The organism is Streptomyces tsukubensis (assembly GCF_003932715.1).
In the GTDB taxonomy this organism is placed as follows: Bacteria; Actinomycetota; Actinomycetes; order Streptomycetales; family Streptomycetaceae; genus Streptomyces; species Streptomyces tsukubensis.
Map to the genome: position 1 here is coordinate 5,028,087 of NZ_CP020700.1, position 16,262 is coordinate 5,044,348.

The 16,262-nt window shown below is 71.4% G+C and carries 15 protein-coding genes; 4 read left to right on the plus strand and 11 right to left on the minus strand.

Going from position 1 to position 16,262, the window contains the following annotated elements:
• Nucleotides 1-14: 14 nt before the first annotated feature.
• Entirely contained in the window at nucleotides 15-1,589 is a 1,575-nt protein-coding gene (locus B7R87_RS20775) for a sensor histidine kinase (RefSeq protein WP_130584883.1), read from the minus strand.
• Nucleotides 1,586-2,290, minus strand: a complete 705-nt coding sequence (locus B7R87_RS20780) for a response regulator transcription factor (RefSeq protein WP_006347101.1) — start codon at nucleotides 2,288-2,290, stop codon at nucleotides 1,586-1,588. Before B7R87_RS20780 ends, B7R87_RS20775 begins: the two co-directional genes overlap by 4 nt.
• A gap of 207 nt (nucleotides 2,291-2,497) precedes the next feature.
• On the opposite strand from B7R87_RS20780, the gene B7R87_RS20785 reads away from it, so the two are divergent.
• The gene (locus tag B7R87_RS20785) at nucleotides 2,498-4,759 is read left to right on the plus strand and encodes an MMPL family transporter (protein WP_006347100.1); all 2,262 of its coding nucleotides are present in this window, start codon (nucleotides 2,498-2,500) and stop codon (nucleotides 4,757-4,759) included.
• A gap of 81 nt (nucleotides 4,760-4,840) precedes the next feature.
• Here B7R87_RS20785 and B7R87_RS20790 read toward each other — a convergent pair whose 3' ends face one another.
• The 3 genes from B7R87_RS20790 to B7R87_RS20800 are packed head-to-tail and all read right to left on the minus strand — an operon-like array spanning nucleotide 4,841 to nucleotide 6,587.
• Nucleotides 4,841-5,644, minus strand: coding sequence for a TetR/AcrR family transcriptional regulator (locus tag B7R87_RS20790; RefSeq protein WP_006347099.1), 804 nt, complete (start codon nucleotides 5,642-5,644; stop codon nucleotides 4,841-4,843).
• An 11-nt stretch (nucleotides 5,645-5,655) separates the two neighbouring features.
• The gene (locus B7R87_RS20795; protein ID WP_006347098.1) at nucleotides 5,656-6,147 is read right to left on the minus strand and encodes a thiol-disulfide oxidoreductase DCC family protein; all 492 of its coding nucleotides are present in this window, start codon (nucleotides 6,145-6,147) and stop codon (nucleotides 5,656-5,658) included.
• Nucleotides 6,144-6,587 carry a hypothetical protein gene (locus B7R87_RS20800; RefSeq protein ID WP_006347097.1) on the minus strand — a complete coding sequence of 148 codons (444 nt, stop codon included), beginning with the start codon at nucleotides 6,585-6,587 and terminating at the stop codon, nucleotides 6,144-6,146. The genes B7R87_RS20795 and B7R87_RS20800 overlap by 4 nt, the downstream gene beginning before the upstream one ends.
• A gap of 182 nt (nucleotides 6,588-6,769) precedes the next feature.
• Here B7R87_RS20800 and B7R87_RS20805 point away from each other — a divergent pair, with 182 nt between their 5' ends.
• On the plus strand, nucleotides 6,770-7,549 hold the full coding sequence (locus tag B7R87_RS20805; protein ID WP_006347096.1) for an alpha/beta fold hydrolase: 780 nt from the start codon (nucleotides 6,770-6,772) through the stop codon (nucleotides 7,547-7,549).
• A 45-nt stretch (nucleotides 7,550-7,594) separates the two neighbouring features.
• Here B7R87_RS20805 and B7R87_RS20810 read toward each other — a convergent pair whose 3' ends face one another.
• The 6 genes from B7R87_RS20810 to B7R87_RS20835 form a co-directional block, all read right to left on the minus strand.
• Nucleotides 7,595-8,203 (minus strand): hypothetical protein, encoded by a 609-nt coding sequence (locus B7R87_RS20810; RefSeq protein ID WP_006347095.1) that lies wholly within the window; start codon nucleotides 8,201-8,203, stop codon nucleotides 7,595-7,597.
• A 227-nt stretch (nucleotides 8,204-8,430) separates the two neighbouring features.
• On the minus strand, nucleotides 8,431-9,192 hold the full coding sequence (locus tag B7R87_RS20815; RefSeq protein WP_006347094.1) for a succinate dehydrogenase iron-sulfur subunit: 762 nt from the start codon (nucleotides 9,190-9,192) through the stop codon (nucleotides 8,431-8,433).
• Nucleotides 9,192-10,946: a succinate dehydrogenase flavoprotein subunit gene (gene sdhA / locus B7R87_RS20820; protein ID WP_006347093.1), complete on the minus strand. Its 1,755-nt coding sequence runs from the start codon at nucleotides 10,944-10,946 to the stop codon at nucleotides 9,192-9,194. The genes B7R87_RS20815 and sdhA overlap by 1 nt, the downstream gene beginning before the upstream one ends.
• A gap of 21 nt (nucleotides 10,947-10,967) precedes the next feature.
• Nucleotides 10,968-11,453, minus strand: a complete 486-nt coding sequence (locus tag B7R87_RS20825; RefSeq protein WP_006347092.1) for a succinate dehydrogenase hydrophobic membrane anchor subunit — start codon at nucleotides 11,451-11,453, stop codon at nucleotides 10,968-10,970.
• A gap of 7 nt (nucleotides 11,454-11,460) precedes the next feature.
• Nucleotides 11,461-11,841, minus strand: coding sequence for a succinate dehydrogenase, cytochrome b556 subunit (gene sdhC / locus B7R87_RS20830; protein ID WP_078902167.1), 381 nt, complete (start codon nucleotides 11,839-11,841; stop codon nucleotides 11,461-11,463).
• A gap of 452 nt (nucleotides 11,842-12,293) precedes the next feature.
• Nucleotides 12,294-13,076, minus strand: a complete 783-nt coding sequence (locus B7R87_RS20835) for a 2-oxo-4-hydroxy-4-carboxy-5-ureidoimidazoline decarboxylase (protein ID WP_006347090.1) — start codon at nucleotides 13,074-13,076, stop codon at nucleotides 12,294-12,296.
• Nucleotides 13,077-13,313: 237 nt separating this feature from the next.
• On the opposite strand from B7R87_RS20835, the gene B7R87_RS20840 reads away from it, so the two are divergent.
• Both B7R87_RS20840 and B7R87_RS20845 read left to right on the plus strand, forming a co-directional pair.
• A complete protein-coding gene (locus B7R87_RS20840) occupies nucleotides 13,314-14,945 on the plus strand; it encodes a beta-N-acetylhexosaminidase (RefSeq protein WP_130584935.1) in 1,632 nt (543 codons plus the stop codon).
• Between the two features lie 321 nt (nucleotides 14,946-15,266).
• The gene (locus B7R87_RS20845) at nucleotides 15,267-16,112 is read left to right on the plus strand and encodes a DUF4328 domain-containing protein (RefSeq protein ID WP_130584882.1); all 846 of its coding nucleotides are present in this window, start codon (nucleotides 15,267-15,269) and stop codon (nucleotides 16,110-16,112) included.
• The last annotated feature ends 150 nt before the right edge of the window (nucleotides 16,113-16,262 follow it).

Below are 16,262 nucleotides of genomic sequence, written 5' to 3' on the forward strand. Positions count from 1 at the left end.
CGCGGCAGCGGCCGTCACCGGCGGGCCGGTCCTTCGTCGAAAAGGGCCGGGGCCGGGGCCGCCGGGAGGGTCACCGTCACCGCCAGGCCCGCTCCCGGGGCGGTCCGGATCCGTACCGTACCGCCGTGGACCTCGGCCACCGCCGCGACGATCGACATGCCCAGACCGCTGCCGGGCCCGCCCGTCCCCGCCCGGAAGAAGCGGTCGAAGATGCGTTCCGCGTCCGCCGGTGCCATCCCCGGCCCGTCGTCCGCCACCACCAGCCGTACCGTGCCGTCCGGGCCCGGACCCGCAGTCACCCGTACCGGCGTCCCGTCGGGCGTGTGGACCCGCACATTGACCAGCAGGTTTCCGACGAGCTGACGCAGCGACGGCTCATCACCGAGAACGACCGCGCCGCCCGCTGCGGCCACCGTCACCGGCCGCAGCGGCTGCTGGGCGCGGAGATCACCGGCCGCGTCGTGCGCCAGCCGCCCCAGGTCCACCGGCCCGAACCGGACCTCGGGCCGCTGGTCCAGCCGGGCCAGCATCAGCAGCTCCTCCACCAGCTTCGCCATCCGGTCCGCCTCCGTGTGCATCCGCGACAGCGCCCGCGTCCGGTCCTCCGGCGCCCGCAGCATCCCCCGCTCGTGCAGCTGGAGATATCCCCGGATCGACGACAGCGGCGTCCGCAGCTCGTGCGAGGCGTCCGCGACGAACTGCCGCAACTGCGCCGCACTGCGCTCGCGCGTCTCGAACGCCGACTCCACCTGGTGCAGCATCGCGTTCAGCGCCGTCCGCAGCTGTTCGATCTCCCCGACCGGATGCCGGCCCGGCGGGACCCGCCGGGTCAGATCGCCCTCCGCGATGGCCGACGCCGTCTCCACCATGTGCTCCAGCGGACGCACCAGATGCTTCGTGCTCATCATCGTGGCCAGCGCGAGCAGGACCAGCAGCACCGCCCCGGCTGCGGCGTCGACCTTCAGCGCCCGGCGGGTCGCGTCCTTCAGGGACTCGACGTCGGAGGCGAAGAGCAGCAGGGAATCGTCCGGGAGCCGGGCGGCGACGACCCGGTAGTCGGCGCCCGCGACCTCCACTCCGACGACCTTCTTCTCCGCGGCGAGCCCGGCCGGGTCCTGCACGGCCGCCGCCAGATCCAGCTGCCGGCCGGTCGGCGGGTGCCGGGCGAACTTCGTGGGCCGCAGCCCGGGGTCCAGCGCCACCAGAACGGTGTTCGGCACCGGCAGCAGGGAACTCGACTTCCCGGCCCCGGCCACATGCTCCAGCAGGGTCGACATCTCCTGGAACGATTCGATCTCCGCCTGGGTGAGACCGGTGCTCAGAATGGCCTCCCGGCCTGCCATCAGCTCCTGGTCGACCCGCTGGAGCAGATAGTGCTGCATCGCCAGCAGGCTGACCCCGGTCGCCACCACCACCCCGATCAGCAGCAGGCAGAGCGTGACCTTGGTCAGCTGGGTGCGCAGGGAGTGCCGCCAATCGCGCCCGGCCCCGGCCCGGCCCCGGCCCGGCCGCCGGCCGGCGGCCCACCCCCGGACCCGCGCCGGATGCTGTATCCGCTCCCACTGGTCCTCTTCGGGTCCGGTCCTCATGCGAGCCCGTATCCGAGACCGCGCCGCGTGGTGATCAACGGCGGTCCGAGCGGGGCCAGTTTCCGCCGCAGATAGCTGATGTACGTCTCGACCACCGTCGACTCCGCCGGATGCTCGTACTGCCACACATGCCGCAGCAACTGCTCCTTGGGCACCACACGCCCCGCGTTGCGCACCAGAAACCGCAGCAGGGCGTACTCGGTCGGGGTCAGCCGGACCGTGAGATCGCCGCGCCGGACCGTGTACGTGGTCTCGTCCAGCTCCAGATCCCGGTAGCGCAGCGGCGGCGGCACCGGCAGCAGATCGGCGGGCCGGGTCCGGCGCAGTACGGCCCCGATCCGGGCGACGACCTCGTCGACGTTGAACGGTTTGGTGATGTAGTCGTCGCCGTACCGCAGCGCCCCCACGATCTCCGCGGACGCGTCACGGGCGGTGAGGAAGAGCACCGCCGTCTCCGGGCAGCGGGCGCGCAGCTCGCCGCCGAAGGTCCGGCCGTCGCCGTCCGGCAGCATCACGTCGAGCAGGGCCGCGTCGGGCCGGGTCCGTTCGGTCAGCTGCCGGGCCTGCCGGAGGCTGCCCGCCGCCATCACGGCGAATCCGTGGTGGCGCAGGGCGATCGACAGGACGTCGGCGATGCCCGGTTCGTCCTCCAGGACCAGCACGGTCGCCCCGCCCACCGCCCCCGTCCGCTGCGCGTTCATGCCCGTACGCCCCCTTCCGCCGGTACCAACCGCCCTCAGTATCGGCGCGCACGGCCCCCGGCGGGGCCGCACAAGCTTGGAGTTACTTGAGAGTCGGGCCCGTACACCGCCGCGGGCCCGCGGTCCGGCCGATGCTGAAGCCACCCGGGGGACCGACCGCGGGACAGCGGAACAGCAGGACGACGGAACGGCGGAGGGAAGAACATCGTGGAGTCTCTGGCGCGCTGGTGCTACCGGCACAGGCTGGTGGTTCTGGTGCTGTGGGTGGTGGCGCTGCTCGGCCCGGGAGTGCTGAGCAGTATGAAGGGGTCGGACTACACCAACGACTTCAGCCTCCCGGACACCGACTCCCGCCGGGCGTACGACCTGATGGTCTCCGCGTTCCCGCATGCTTCGGGCGACCCGACGACGATCGTCTGGCGCACCGACGAGGGCTCGGCCCGCGATCCCGAGGTACGGGGGAAGCTGGAGCCCGTGCTCACGGAGATCGCGGGCATGAAGGGCATCGGCAGGGTCGTCAGCCCCTACACCCCGGCCGGGGCGAACGCGATCAGTGCGGACGGCCGGTCCGCGTACGCCACCGTCGTGTTCACGGAGCGCGCCGAGCAGGTGCCGAAGGAACTCGTCGAAGCCGTCATGGAGCGGGCCGAGGACGCCCGCGGCGACGGGCTGCGGGTCGAACTCGGCGGCCAGCCCATCGTGCACGCGGCCGGACCGCCGGGCGGCACGGCCGAGCTGGTCGGCATCGTGGCCGCCGCGATCGTGCTCTTCCTCGCCTTCGGTTCGCTGTTCGCGATGCTGCTGCCGCTGGTCACCGCCCTGTTCGGGGTCGGCATCGGGCTGATACTCACCGGGCTGATCAGCAACGGCACCGAGCTGGCGACCGTCGCACCGCTGATCGGCTCCCTCGTCGGGCTCGGCGTCGGTATCGACTACGCCCTCTTCATCGTGACCCGGCACCGGCGGGGGCTGCTGAACGGGCGGTCGCCGGAGGAATCGGCGGTGACCGCGCTCAACACCTCAGGCCGGGCCGTGCTGTTCGCGGGCGCCACGGTCTGCATCGCCCTCGCCGGAATGCTGGTCACCGGAATCGGCTTCCTCAACGGCATCGTCATCGCCGCGTCCCTGACGGTGGTGCTGAGCGTGCTGGCCGCCGTCACGCTGCTGCCCGCGCTGCTGGGGCTGCTCGGTATCCGGGTGCTCAGCCGCAAGCAGCGGCGGGCGCTGCAGAACACCGCGGCCGCCGGTGCCCCGCCCGCGTCCGGGACCGCCGGGGACCAGGCCCCGAGCGGTACCGCCGCCCGCTGGTCCACGTTCGTCGAACGGCGGCCCCGGGCCGTCGGAGCCGTGGCGCTGCTGGTGATGGCGGTCCTCGCGCTGCCGGTCCTCTCCCTCCGCCTCGGCGCCACCGACCACGGCAACCACCATGAGAGCACCACCACCCGGAAGGCGTACGACCTGCTCGCCGACGGCTTCGGACCGGGCTTCAACGGCCCGCTCCAGATCGTCGTCGAGGGTGCCAAGCCCGCCGAGGTGACCGCGCTGGCCGAGCGGGCGAAGGCCATGAAGGGGGTCGTACGGGCGGAGGTCGTGCCGGTGCCACCGGGTACGGGGGTCTCGGTGATCGCGGTCGTCCCGGCCACGGCGCCGCAGGACGTGGCGACCTACCGGCTGATCGACGACCTGCGGTCCGACGTCGTCGCACCGTCCGGGCTGACGGGCCATGTCGGCGGAGTGACCGCCGTCTTCAAGGACTTCGCGGAGATCACGACGGACCGGCTGCCGTACTTCGTCGTCACGGTCGTCGGCCTGGGCTGTCTGCTGCTGCTGATCGCGTTCCGCTCGCTGGGCGTACCGCTGCTGGCCGCCGTGATGAACCTGATCGCCGCGGCCGCGTCCTTCGGCGTGCTGGTGGCGGTCTTCCAGTGGGGCTGGGGGTCGGAGCTGATCGGCTTCGGCAAGGAGGGCCCGATCTCCGCCTTCCTCCCCGCGATCATGCTGTCGCTGCTCTTCGGCCTCTCGATGGACTACCAGGTGTTCCTGGTCAGCAGGATGCACGAGGAGTGGGTGCGCACCGGGGACAACGCCCGGGCGGTGCGGACCGGACTCACCGAGACCAGCCGGGTCATCAACTCCGCTGCCCTGATCATGATCTGTGTCTTCGCGGCCTTCGTCTTCAGCGGTGATACGGAGGCCGCGATGGTCGGCGCGGGGCTGGCCGCCGCCGTCGCCCTGGACGCCTTCGTCCTGCGGACGGCCCTGGTCCCGGCCGCCATGCACCTGCTCGGCCGGGCCAACTGGTGGCTGCCCGGCTTCCTCGACCGGATCCTGCCCCACTTCTCCGTGGAGCCGGGGGACCCCGGGGAGAAGCCGGGATCCCCGGTCCCGCGGCCGCGGCCCGGGGAGAAGGGCGACGACGCGGCCACGGCAGCTGAGCCGATGACCGTGGCGGGTGCCGAACGGCGTTAGCGGACGCCCCGGTTCACCGCCGGTGGAGGTGCAGGGGTACGGAGACGGGGGCGCCCGTCTCCGTACCCCCTTGCGCATGTCCTAGGCCCCCGGCTCCCCGTCCTGTACCGCTTCCGTATCCGCTGGGGGCTTCGCGGCCGTCCGCCGCGGGGACTTCTTCCGGTCCGCGGCCTCCCTGCGCGCCGCCACGCCCTGGGCCATCCCCGGCAGCAGGTCCGTCAGCATCTCGTGCATATCGACGACCAGACCCCGGAGTACCCGGAAGCGGGCCAGGACGATGCCCCGCGTGGTCAGCCGCGCCCCCTGGTCCGCCAGCCGCCTGCTCCGCTCGTGGCCGTCGGAGCGGTCGAAGACCCAGCACAGCACCAGGCCCATCTGCGAGAGCCACATCATCTCCGGCAGCAGTTCCCTCAGTTCGGCCGGGACCTTGGTCTTCGCCCCGGCCAGCACCTCGCGGTGGATCGCGATCGCCGCCTCCCGCGCGTCCTCGGACTCCGCGGAGAAGGGGCTGAGCGGGGAGTCGGGATCGGCCGCGTTCTTGAAGAACTGGGCCGCGAACTCGTGGTACGGCTCCGCCACGTCCAGCCAGGCGTTCAGCACTCCCGACAGCCGGGCCGCCAGATCGGTCTCGGTGTCCAGCAGCGGGCGTACGGCGGCCCGGTGCTCGGCCCCGATCCGGTCGTAGAACCCCTGGACCAGGTGCTCCTTGGACGCGTAGTAGTAGTACGCGTTCCCCACCGAGACCCCCGCCTCCTTGGCGATGGCCCGCATCGTGGTCCGGTCGTAACCGCGCTCCTGGAAGAGCCGCAGCGCGGTTTCGAGGATCAGGGTGCGGGTCTGTTCGCTCTTGGGCGCGGTGCTGGGGGAGTTCTTCCGGTCGGTCACGCTGACCGAGCCTAATCGGGCGGCAGGCAGCGGTCGTCACAGGGCGACCCCTCGCCGGACCTCTCGCCCGGGCCCCCGGCCTCGCCCCCGTCCGGTCCGCCGCCCGGTCCGTCGAGCCTGCGGCCGGCCGCCCCCGTGGACTCCCGGTAGGCGGAGGCGGCGAGCACGGCGGCCCGGATGAACGGTTTCCCGGCGGGGGAGGCCAGCCAGGCCGCCTTGTCCCGGTGGTCGGCCAGCGCCCACAGGCAGACCAGGAACGCGGCGTCGTCCGTATAGACCTGCCCGCCGTCCCCGACGACCGTGATCCGGCGCAGGGTGGCCTGGTGGTCGAGGCCGGGGAACAGCTCCCGCGCCAGGGCCGATCCGGCGGGCACCAGGTCCAGCGGTACGAGTTGGCGCTGCCGTACCAGCCAGTCCCGGACATGGGCGCAGAGTCCGCACTCCGCGTCGAAGAGGACGGTGAGCCGGTGGACCGGGACGCCCCGGCCGCCCCCGCGGCTCACCGCTCGGCCGGGGGCGCCGGCGGTCCCCAGCCCATCGGCCGGTTGCCGTACCCCGTCCAGCCCTGGGCGGCGACCGGCGGGACCGAATCGCGCTCCATCAGCCCGCGCCGCCGGATCTTGTTGAGGACGTAGACATTGGTCAGATGCAGCACCCCCAGGGCGAGCAGCACCACACCGAGCTTCACCGACAGGGCGTCGAACAGCTCCCGGGCATCGCGCACCGACCGGCCGATCTTCAGATAGAGGGCGACGAACCCCAGGTTGACCAGGTAGAAGCCGACCACCAGCAGATGGTTGACCGCATCGGCCAGCTTTTCGTCGCCGCCCATCACGTCCGAGAGGAAGATCCGGCCGTTGCGGCTGAGGGTGCGGGCGACCCAGATGGTCAGCGCGACGCTGATGGGCAGGTAGATCAGGTATCCGACGACGTTGAGGTCCATCCCCCGACCTTTCTGAACGTGTTCAAAATTGCCGACGAGGAAAAGGTAGCCCTCTTTTTGAACATGTTCAACGCGGAATGGAGGCTTCCGGAAAGGGGAGTTGGGAACGGCCCGGCGGGAGGGCGCCGGCCGTTCGGAAATGCCCGGGACCGCAGACGCGGGCCCGGGTAGAGTCCGGCCCGATGATCACTTATGACACGACCGGTGCCCCGGGCTCCGGACAGAACATCGTCCTGCTGCACTCCACGGTCTGCGACCGCCGGATGTGGGACGCGCAGTGGGAGACCCTCGCGGCGGCCGGACACCACCTGGTCCGTGGCGACTTCCGCGGCTACGGCAACAGCCCCTGCGCGGACGCGCCCTACAGCGACGCCGAAGACGTACTCGACCTGATGGACGCCGTGGGCATGGACCGGGCCGTCCTGGTCGGCGCCTCCTACGGCGGCCGGACCGCGCTGGAGATCGCCGTCCGGGCCCCCGGCCGGGTCTCCGGCCTGGCCCTGCTCTGCGCCGGGCTGCCCGGAGTCCCGGACAGCCCGGAGATGACCCGCTTCGAGGAGCGGGAGGTCGAACTCGTCGAGCGGGGCGACGTGGAGGAAGGCGCCCTCCTGACCGCCCGGACCTTCCTCGGGCCCGAAGCGGACGAGGCGGCCCTCACGTCCGTGGCGGCGATGCAGGAGCACGCCTACGGGATCCAGCTCGCCTCGGGCACCGAGCACTGGGGCGACGGTGACTACGACCCCGGGGCGCTGACCGCCCTGGACGTCCCCGCCCTGGTGGTCTCCGGCGCCCACGATCTGCCCGAATTCCTGGAGGCGGCGGACCGCCAGACGGCGCTGCTGCCGCTCGCCCGCCGGGAACACCTGCCGTGGGCCGGGCACCTCCCGGGCCTGGAGCGCCCGGACGAGATCACCGCCCTGCTGACGGGATTCCTCGCGGAGACCGCCCGCCGGACGGACTGACGCCCCGGGCCCTTCTCCGGCCCCCGGCCCCGGCCCCGGCCCCGGTCAGATCGCGCTGATCGACCGCGCGTAGTTCACCTGGCTCATGATGTGCTGGAAGGTGTGGGCGTTGTAGGCCGGGACCACCGTGGCATGGTGCAGACCGCCGCCGGTGACGGTGGTCTGGATGTAGCCGGTGGTCTTCTTCTCCTTGATGAGCAGGAGGAACAGCGACAGCAGACAGGTGAAGAGGGCGAGGACGACCGCCAGTGCGATGGCGTACGGCGGGATCTTCTCCTCCGTCCGGGACATGTCCGTGACGTTCCAGACCGAGCCCCGCAGCGGCATGTTCCCCGACGGAGTGACGACCGTGTCGTGCAGGACCGTGATGTCACCGATCGACACCAGGGGCACCCCGGCGCCCGCCATCCCCGCGGCGGCCGTTCCGGCACCCGCGGCCGGCCCGGCCGGAACCGGCATACCCGGCTGCGTCGGGTCGTAGCCGAAGGGGCCCGGATAGCCGTAGCCGGGTGCGGGATAGCCGTAGGCCGGCGTACCGGGCGGGGTGTCGGGACCCCACTGGTACTCCGGCTCGCCCGAGACGGGCGCCGGGCCGGGGTACGACTGCGGATCCGGGACCGTGCCCGGGTGCTGGTTCGGATCGGGCAGGTTCATGTCCGGTTCCCCGCTTCCCAGTGTTCGACTCGGTAGGAATCCTCCCAGGGCCTCCCCTCCGGGTGAAGGCCGTCCGGGCAACATCCGGGACATTTCCGGGACGGGTACGACGGAAGAGGTACGACGGGCCCGCCTCGCCCCGCCCCGACCGCCCCGGACCGGGACGCGGCGGAGGCCCCGTACCGCCCGCGGAAACGGGGGTACGGGGCCTCCGGCCCAACACGCTGTCAGTAGCGGCGGGTGATCAGCGCCCGCTTCACTTCCTGAATCGCCTTGGTGACCTCGATACCGCGCGGACAGGCGTCCGTGCAGTTGAAGGTCGTACGGCAGCGCCAGACGCCGTCCTTGTCGTTGAGGATCTCCAGCCGCTGCTCCCCGGCCTCGTCACGCGAGTCGAAGATGAAGCGGTGCGCGTTGACGATCGCCGCCGGGCCGAAGTACTGCCCGTCGTTCCAGAACACCGGGCACGACGTGGTGCAGGCCGCGCACAGGATGCACTTGGTGGTGTCGTCGAAGCGCTCCCGGTCCTCGGCGGACTGGCGCCGCTCCCGGGTGGGCTCGTTCCCCTTGGTGATCAAGAACGGCAAGACGTCCCGGTACGCCTGGAAGAACGGCTCCATGTCCACGACCAGGTCCTTGAGGACCGTCAGGCCCTTGATGGCCTCGACCGTGATCGGCTTCTCCGGGTTGATGTCCTTGATCAGCGTCTTGCAGGCGAGCCTGTTCTTGCCGTTGATCCGCATCGCGTCGGAACCGCAGATGCCGTGGGCGCACGACCGGCGGAACGTCAGCGTGCCGTCGAGGTCCCACTTGATCTTGTGGAGCCCGTCGAGGACCCGCTCCTTGGGGTCGATCTCCAGCTCGAAGTCCTCCCAGACCGCGTGCTCGGAGATCTCCGGGTTGAACCGGCGGATCCGGAACGTGACGGTGATGAGGTCCGAGGAGGCGGCCGCCTCCGCCTCCACCTTGTCCAGGGTCGGGGTAGCCATCAGTACTTACGCTCCATCGGCTGGTAGCGGGTCTGGACGACCGGCTTGTAGTCGAGCCGGACGGTCTCGGAGCCGTCCTCGCCGACCTCGCGGTACGCCATGGTGTGACGCATGAAGTTGACGTCGTCGCGGTTGGGGTAGTCCTCGCGGTAGTGACCGCCGCGGGACTCCTTGCGCGCCAGCGCGGACACGGCCATGACCTCGGCCAGCTCCAGCAGGTTGCCCAGCTCCACGGCCTCCAGCAGATCCGTGTTGAAGCGCTTGCCCTTGTCCTGGACGGACACGTTCTTGTAGCGCTCGCGCAGCTCGGCGATCTTCTCGACGGCCGTCTTGATGGTCTGCTCGGTGCGGAACACCATGACGTTGGCGTCCATGGTCTCCTGCAGCTCGCGGCGGATGTCCGCGACCCGCTCGTTGCCCGTGGACTCGCGCAGGCTCTCGACCAGGCCCTCGACGAACGAGGCCGGGTTCTCCGGCAGCTCGACGAAGTCGGCCTTCGCCGAGTACTCGGCGGCGGCGATGCCGGAGCGGCGCCCGAAGACGTTGATGTCGAGCAGCGAGTTGGTGCCCAGCCGGTTGGCGCCGTGCACGGAGACGCAGGCGACCTCGCCGGCGGCGTACAGGCCCGGAACGACGGTGGTGTTGTCGGCCAGCACCTCGCCCTCGACGTTGGTCGGGATGCCGCCCATCGCGTAGTGCGCGGTCGGCTGGATCGGAATCGGGTCCGTGTAGGGCTCGATACCGAGGTAGGTCCGCGCGAACTCCGTGATGTCGGGCAGCTTGGCGTCGAGCTGCTCCGGCGGGAGGTGCGTCAGGTCGAGGTAGACGTGGTCGCCCTCGGGACCGCAGCCGCGGCCCTCGCGGATCTCCGTGTAGATGGAGCGGGAGACCACGTCGCGGGAGGCGAGGTCCTTCATGACGGGCGCGTACTTCTCCATGAAGCGCTCGCCGTCCTTGTTGCGCAGGATGCCGCCCTCACCGCGGGCGCCCTCCGTGAGCAGGATGCCCATGCGCCAGATGCCCGTCGGGTGGAACTGGAAGAACTCCATGTCCTCCAGCGGCAGCCCGCGCCGGTAGCAGGCCGCCTGGCCGTCGCCGGTGAGGGTGTGCGCATTGGAGGTCACCTTGAAGAACTTGCCGGTGCCGCCGGAGGCGTAGATCACGGCCTTCGCCTGGAAGATGTGGATCTCGCCGGTCGCCAGCTCGTAGGCCACCACACCGGCGGAGTGCTTGACCCCGTCGACCTCGGTGATGAGCTGGTCGAGCACGTAGAACTCGTTGAAGAACTCCACGCCCTCCTTGACGCAGTTCTGGTACAGCGTCTGGAGGATCATGTGGCCGGTGCGGTCCGCGGCATAGCAGGACCGGCGGACCGGGGCCTCGCCGTGGTTGCGGGAGTGCCCGCCGAAGCGGCGCTGGTCGATGGTGCCGTCCGGGGTCCGGTTGAACGGCAGGCCCATCTTCTCCAGGTCGAGGACGGCGTCGATGGCCTCCTTCGCCAGGATCTCGGCGGCGTCCTGGTCGACCAGGTAGTCACCGCCCTTGACCGTGTCGAAGGTGTGCCACTCCCAGTTGTCCTCCTCCACGTTCGCCAGCGCGGCGGCCATACCGCCCTGCGCGGCGCCCGTGTGGGAGCGGGTGGGGTAGAGCTTGGTCAGCACCGCCGTACGGCTGCGCTTGGTGGCCTCGATGGCCGCGCGCATGCCCGCGCCACCGGCGCCGACGATGACGGTGTCGTACTTGTGGATCTTCATGAGGTGTCGTCAGCCCCGGCTCTAGCGGATGTTCGGGTCGAAGGTGAAGATCACCAGCGTGCCCAGCAGGATGGTGAACACCGTGGCGGTGTACAGCAGGCCCTTGAGCCACAGTCGCGTGTTCGGGCGCTCGGCGTAGTCGTTGATGACGGTACGCAGGCCGTTGGCGCCGTGCAGCATCGCGAGCCAGAGCATCAGCAGGTCCCAGACCTGCCAGAACGGGGACGCCCAGCGGCCCGCGACAAACGCGAAGCCGATCTTGGAGACGCCGCCGTCGAGGACCAGCTGGATGATCAGGTGGCCGATGACCAGGACGACGAGCACCACGCCGGACAGGCGCATGAACAGCCAGGCGGCCATCTCGAAGTTGCCGCGGGTGGAGCGCGGGGTCCGGCCGGTCCGCTTGCGCGGCGGCTCGATGAGCGGCGCCGGGTTGTCGACGTCGTATCCGTCGGACTGCGGACCCGTCTCGACGGGACCGATCGCGGAAGAGGTGTCAGCAGACATACCGGCGTCAGCCTCCGAAGACTTCGCGTGCGGCGTGACCGAGGACGGGGTACAGGGCGCCCGCCATCAGCACGATCCAGATGCCCATCACGGTCCAGAGCATCTGCTTCTGGTAGCGCGGACCCTTCGACCAGAAGTCCACGGCGATGACCCGGAGGCCGTTGAGCGCGTGGAAGAGGACGGCGGCCACCAGGCCGTATTCGAGCAGGGCGACGATCGGCGTCTTGTAGACGGCTACGACCTTGTCGTAGTCCTCTGGCGAGACGCGGACGAGAGCGGTGTCCAGCACATGAACGAACAGGAAGAAGAAGATGAGGACGCCGGTGACTCGATGAGCCACCCAGGACCACATTCCTTCCCGGCCGCGGTACAGCGTTCCAGCCGGCACGGAAGAACCCTCCGGGAGCGGGGACTGGGGCCTGCCGGCTTGGGTTGTCGGTCTGGCCCGGCCGGGTACGGTCCACCGGCCCCGGCCATCGTAGCGACGCTTTGTCGGTTCGTTCGCGCGGGGTCCTCCGGTGTGATCAAACCGGCAATCAAAGAGCCACGGACGGACTACGCCGACGGGGGGTGCGGGACGGTCCCGGAAGCCCTCTCCGGACGGGCGGCCGGGGGCGCGGGGCGGTGCCGGACGGCGGGCTGCCGGGCGGCTTCGGTCCGGTCGGGCGGAGTGCGGCCGTCCGGGGGAGGGGCGCGGATGGGCTGGGGATTTACCGGGCTTAACAGGCTTACCGGGCCTGGTTCGGGCTGCTCGGCGGGGTCACGGGTTCCCCGGGCGCGGCGGATCCACCGGACTCACGGGACTCATCGGACTCAAGGCACTCATCGGACTGACGCGACTCACCGGGTGCGGCGGCCCGGCACCGCGGGACCGCTCCACGGCCGCGGCTCCGGTTCCGTACCTCCGGCGGCGAGCTGCCGCAGCCGGGCCCGGGCGAGTCTGCGGAGCTGCTCGGCCGCGATCTCCCGCTCGTGCTCCGGTTCATGGGTCAGGCGGAGCCGGATGCCCGCGAGGACCTGGTCCACCTGCTCGTCCGGCCGGTAGCCGTCGAGGCTGATCACGAACGTGTGCCCGAATCTGGTCTCGTAGGCGTCCTGGGCGGCGGCCAGCGCCATCAGGACGTGCGGCCCCGGGGCGGCGTCCGGATGCGGGCCGGTGGGGTACTCGTCGGCCAGCGCCTCGGTCAGATCGCCGGGTCCGAGGTCGTAACTCGCCTCGTCGGCGGCGGCCAGCAGGGCCCCGGTGTCCGGGTACGGGCGGTGGGCGGCCACCCGCTCGGCCCAGCGGGTGCTGCCGCAGCAGGCGAGCAGCGCGGCGACGGCCTCCTCCTGCGGCGCCTGGTTGAGCCGGGTCACCCCCGGTGCGGTCCGGCGCCCGTCCGGCGCGCTCTCCGGTGGCCGTACGCCCCCGGCCGTCCGAATCTGGTGCGGAGCGCCGCCCGTGCCCCGGGACGCCCCGGTGTCCCGCGGTCCGCCCGCGGCCCGGGGGCTGCCGGTGGCCTGGGCGGGTAAGACCGCCCGGGGCCCCCGCAGGGCATCCGGCAGACCGGTCCCGGTTTCGGCGTCGCTGAACAGCGTGGGCTCCTCGGGGCGGAGAACGGCAGGGGGTGCCGTGAGCGTCATCGAGTGCTGGTGAGGGAGGGGCGAATGGGACACAACGCTATCCAGGTGTACGAGTGGACGTCCGACGGATGCGCGATTTTCACCCGGACGGGAGGGTTTCAGACCATGTGATGGACGGAACATGGGCAGATCTTGACGCTCCTGACTGAATGGACGACGACGAATGAACGGCCGTGGCGTGCACGGGCGACGGAGCGGCTGAGCGGGGTACGGACGGACGAGGCAGGAGGCGGCGGAGTGATAGGCAACGCGGGAGCCCCACGGATACGCGGCACGGCCCTCGGGGCCGTACTCCTCACCCTCGCCCTGGGCGGGTGCACGGAATCCGGAACAGCCGGCCCGGACTCCGGTACCGGAACCGCACGGACCTCCGCTTCACCGGTCTCCTCGCCGACGGTGCCGGGGCCGCCGTCGCCCGGTACGGATCCCCGGCGGGCCCTGTCGACGGCGCCCGCGACCGTGCCCGCCGTCGCCCGGCACGATCCCGCCCGCGGCCCCGGCTGGAAGCCCGGCCCCGGTTCCCGGGTCGTCGTCGCCCCGGGGGCCGGGCGGCTCGCCGACGAGGCCGGACTGCTCGCCCGGGAGCTGGGAATCCCGTACGCGGGCACCGCCCCCGTACGGACCGGTGACATCGAACTCGCGGTGGACGCGGAAGCCGCGGCCGGACCCGAGTCGTACACCATCAGGACCGGCGGCGGCCGGACCCTGATCACCGGCCGCGACGAGGCCGGCGCCTTCTACGGCACCCGGACCGTGAAACAGGCGCTGCGCTCCGGGGGAGCGGTCCCGGAGGGCACCGTCACCGACGCCCCGGCCCGTCCCCAGCGCGGGCTGATGGTGGACATCGCCCGCAAGCCGTTCAGCGCACGGTGGATAGAGGACCGGCTGCGCGAGGCCGCCGATCTGAAAATCAACCAGTTCGGGCTCCACTTCTCCGACGACCAGGGGTTCCGCATCGAGTCCACGACCCACCCCGAGGTCGTCTCGGCGGAGCGGCTGACCAAGGCCGAGGTCCGCCGGATCCTGGCGCTCGCCGCGTCCCTCCACATCACCGTGATCCCGGAGATCGACTCCCCGGGCCATCTCGGCGCGGTGCTGAAGGCCTATCCCGGACTCCGGCTGAAGGACGCGGCCGGACGGCCGGTGCCCGGTGCCGTCGATATCGGGAATCCGGCGTCCGCGCGGCTCGTCGACGAACTCCTCAGGGAGTACGCGGAGCTGTTCGACGGCCGCTACTGGCATCTCGGGGGCGATGAGTACCAGGCGCTGACGAGGAAGAACCCCGAGGCGTCCTTCCCGGCGCTGGCGGCCCTGGCCCGGGAACAGTACGGCCCCGCGGGGCGGGTGGCGGATCTGGCCACCCGGTGGGTGAACGACCGGGCGGCCGTGGTGCGCGCCCTCGGCCGGGTGCCCAAGGCGTGGAACGACGGCTTCTTCCGCGGCGGCCGGGTCGCCGTCGACCGGGACGTCCAGGTGGAGTACTGGACGGGCAAGGAGATCGGGGCCCGCCCGCCGGAGGAGTATCTGGAGGAGGGGCGTCCGGTGGTGAACCTCAACGACGAGTACCTCTACTACGTCCTCGGGGAACCCAACGACTTCACCTACCCCACCGGCCGGCGGATCTACGAGGAGTGGACCCCGCTGGTGCTGCGCGGCACCCGGCCGGTGCCCGGACGGTACGAGGGGCGGATACTCGGCGCCCGGTTCGCCGTCTGGTGCGATCTGGCGGGCGCGCAGACACCGGAACAGGTGGCCCGCGGAATCGCGCTGCCGCTGGCGGCGACGGCCCAGAAGGTATGGGACGAGCGGGCCCCGGCACGGAGCTGGCCGGAGTTCGAGACCCTGGCCCGGCGCGTGGCCGGATCCTGACCCCTGCGGAGGTCTGCTCCCGCCCTGCCGTACGGCTCCGAGGGCGGGCCGCCTCCGCGGGAGACACCGGTTGCGGGCACGCAGCCCCAGGTACGCAGGCCTTGCCTTTCCGGGCCGGTGCAGGACCGGGGCCGGTTGATGGTGCAAACGTCCGCTGCGGTTCGCGGGGCGTTCCCCCACCGGACGGCGGGGACCTCGTTTGGACGCCGAGCCGACCGGAGGCGTACCGTCCGCACACGCCCGTGGCCGGAAGACGACGTGTCGTCAGGGGAAACGGACGTGGTGTCGTCGTACCGCTGTTGCTCTCTGGGGGCCGGATCCATGACTCTCTGCTCCAACTGCCGACGGAACACCGCCGCGACCGCGCAGCACCGGTGCGAGCAGTGCGCGGCCGCCGCCGCGGTCGCCGGACAGCCCGCGGCCGCAGCGCGCGGAGACGGCGCCGCCCCCGCGTCCGCGCCCCTGGCCCGCCCGGTCAAGGTGCCCCGGGCGCTGGCGTACGCGGTGATCGTGCTGCTCTGCATCGGCGTATTCGTCGACCTCTTCGCGATCCGCTCCTCGTTGCTCATGTGGGAGGCAGCCGATGGCTTCCGGAATGCACCCCTCTCCGTCACCGAGGCGGACGCCGACCACGCGGACGCTGTCATGGCCGTGGCGATCCTGCTCAAGGGGCTGGCGCTCCTGGGCACCGGCATCCTCTTCATCGTGTGGTTCGCCGCGGCCCGCGGCACCGCAGCCCTCCTTGAGCCCCGTCTCACGCGCTGGGGCCGCGGCTGGGCCGTCGGCGGCTGGTTCATCCCCCTGGCCGGCCTGGTCATTCCGCGTCTTGTCGCAGGCGCCATCTGGGAGGCGAGCCGACGGAACCCGGACGAGGCCGGCGGAGCCCAGCGGTCGACGATCCTCACCCTCTGGTGGATCCTCTTTGTGTTCGGACTGCTGACCTGGCAGGTCAGCTTCCAGCGCTACCGCGAGGCATGGACGATCGACGAAGTGGCCTCCGGCGCCGGGTGGCTGCTGGCCGCCGGCATCATCAATATCGCCGCGGCCGTCCTGGCAATCGTCGTCGTACGGAAGATCACGAGCATGCAGTCGGAGAAGGCGGCCGCAGCTGTCAGGGACCAGTACTCGCCTCTGCCGCCCTGGCCGCCGCTGTCCCGTAACCGCTGACGCACCGCCGCGAGGCCGGGCCGGTGCCCGGCAGTGCGGGCCCGCCCGGGGGAGTGCGGGCCCACACCGCGTCCCCGGGGGCTCGAACGGAGCGTCACAAGGCATCCGCAAGCCACTCTCCGGGTGGCCCGAATGTAACAGAGCTCCGGC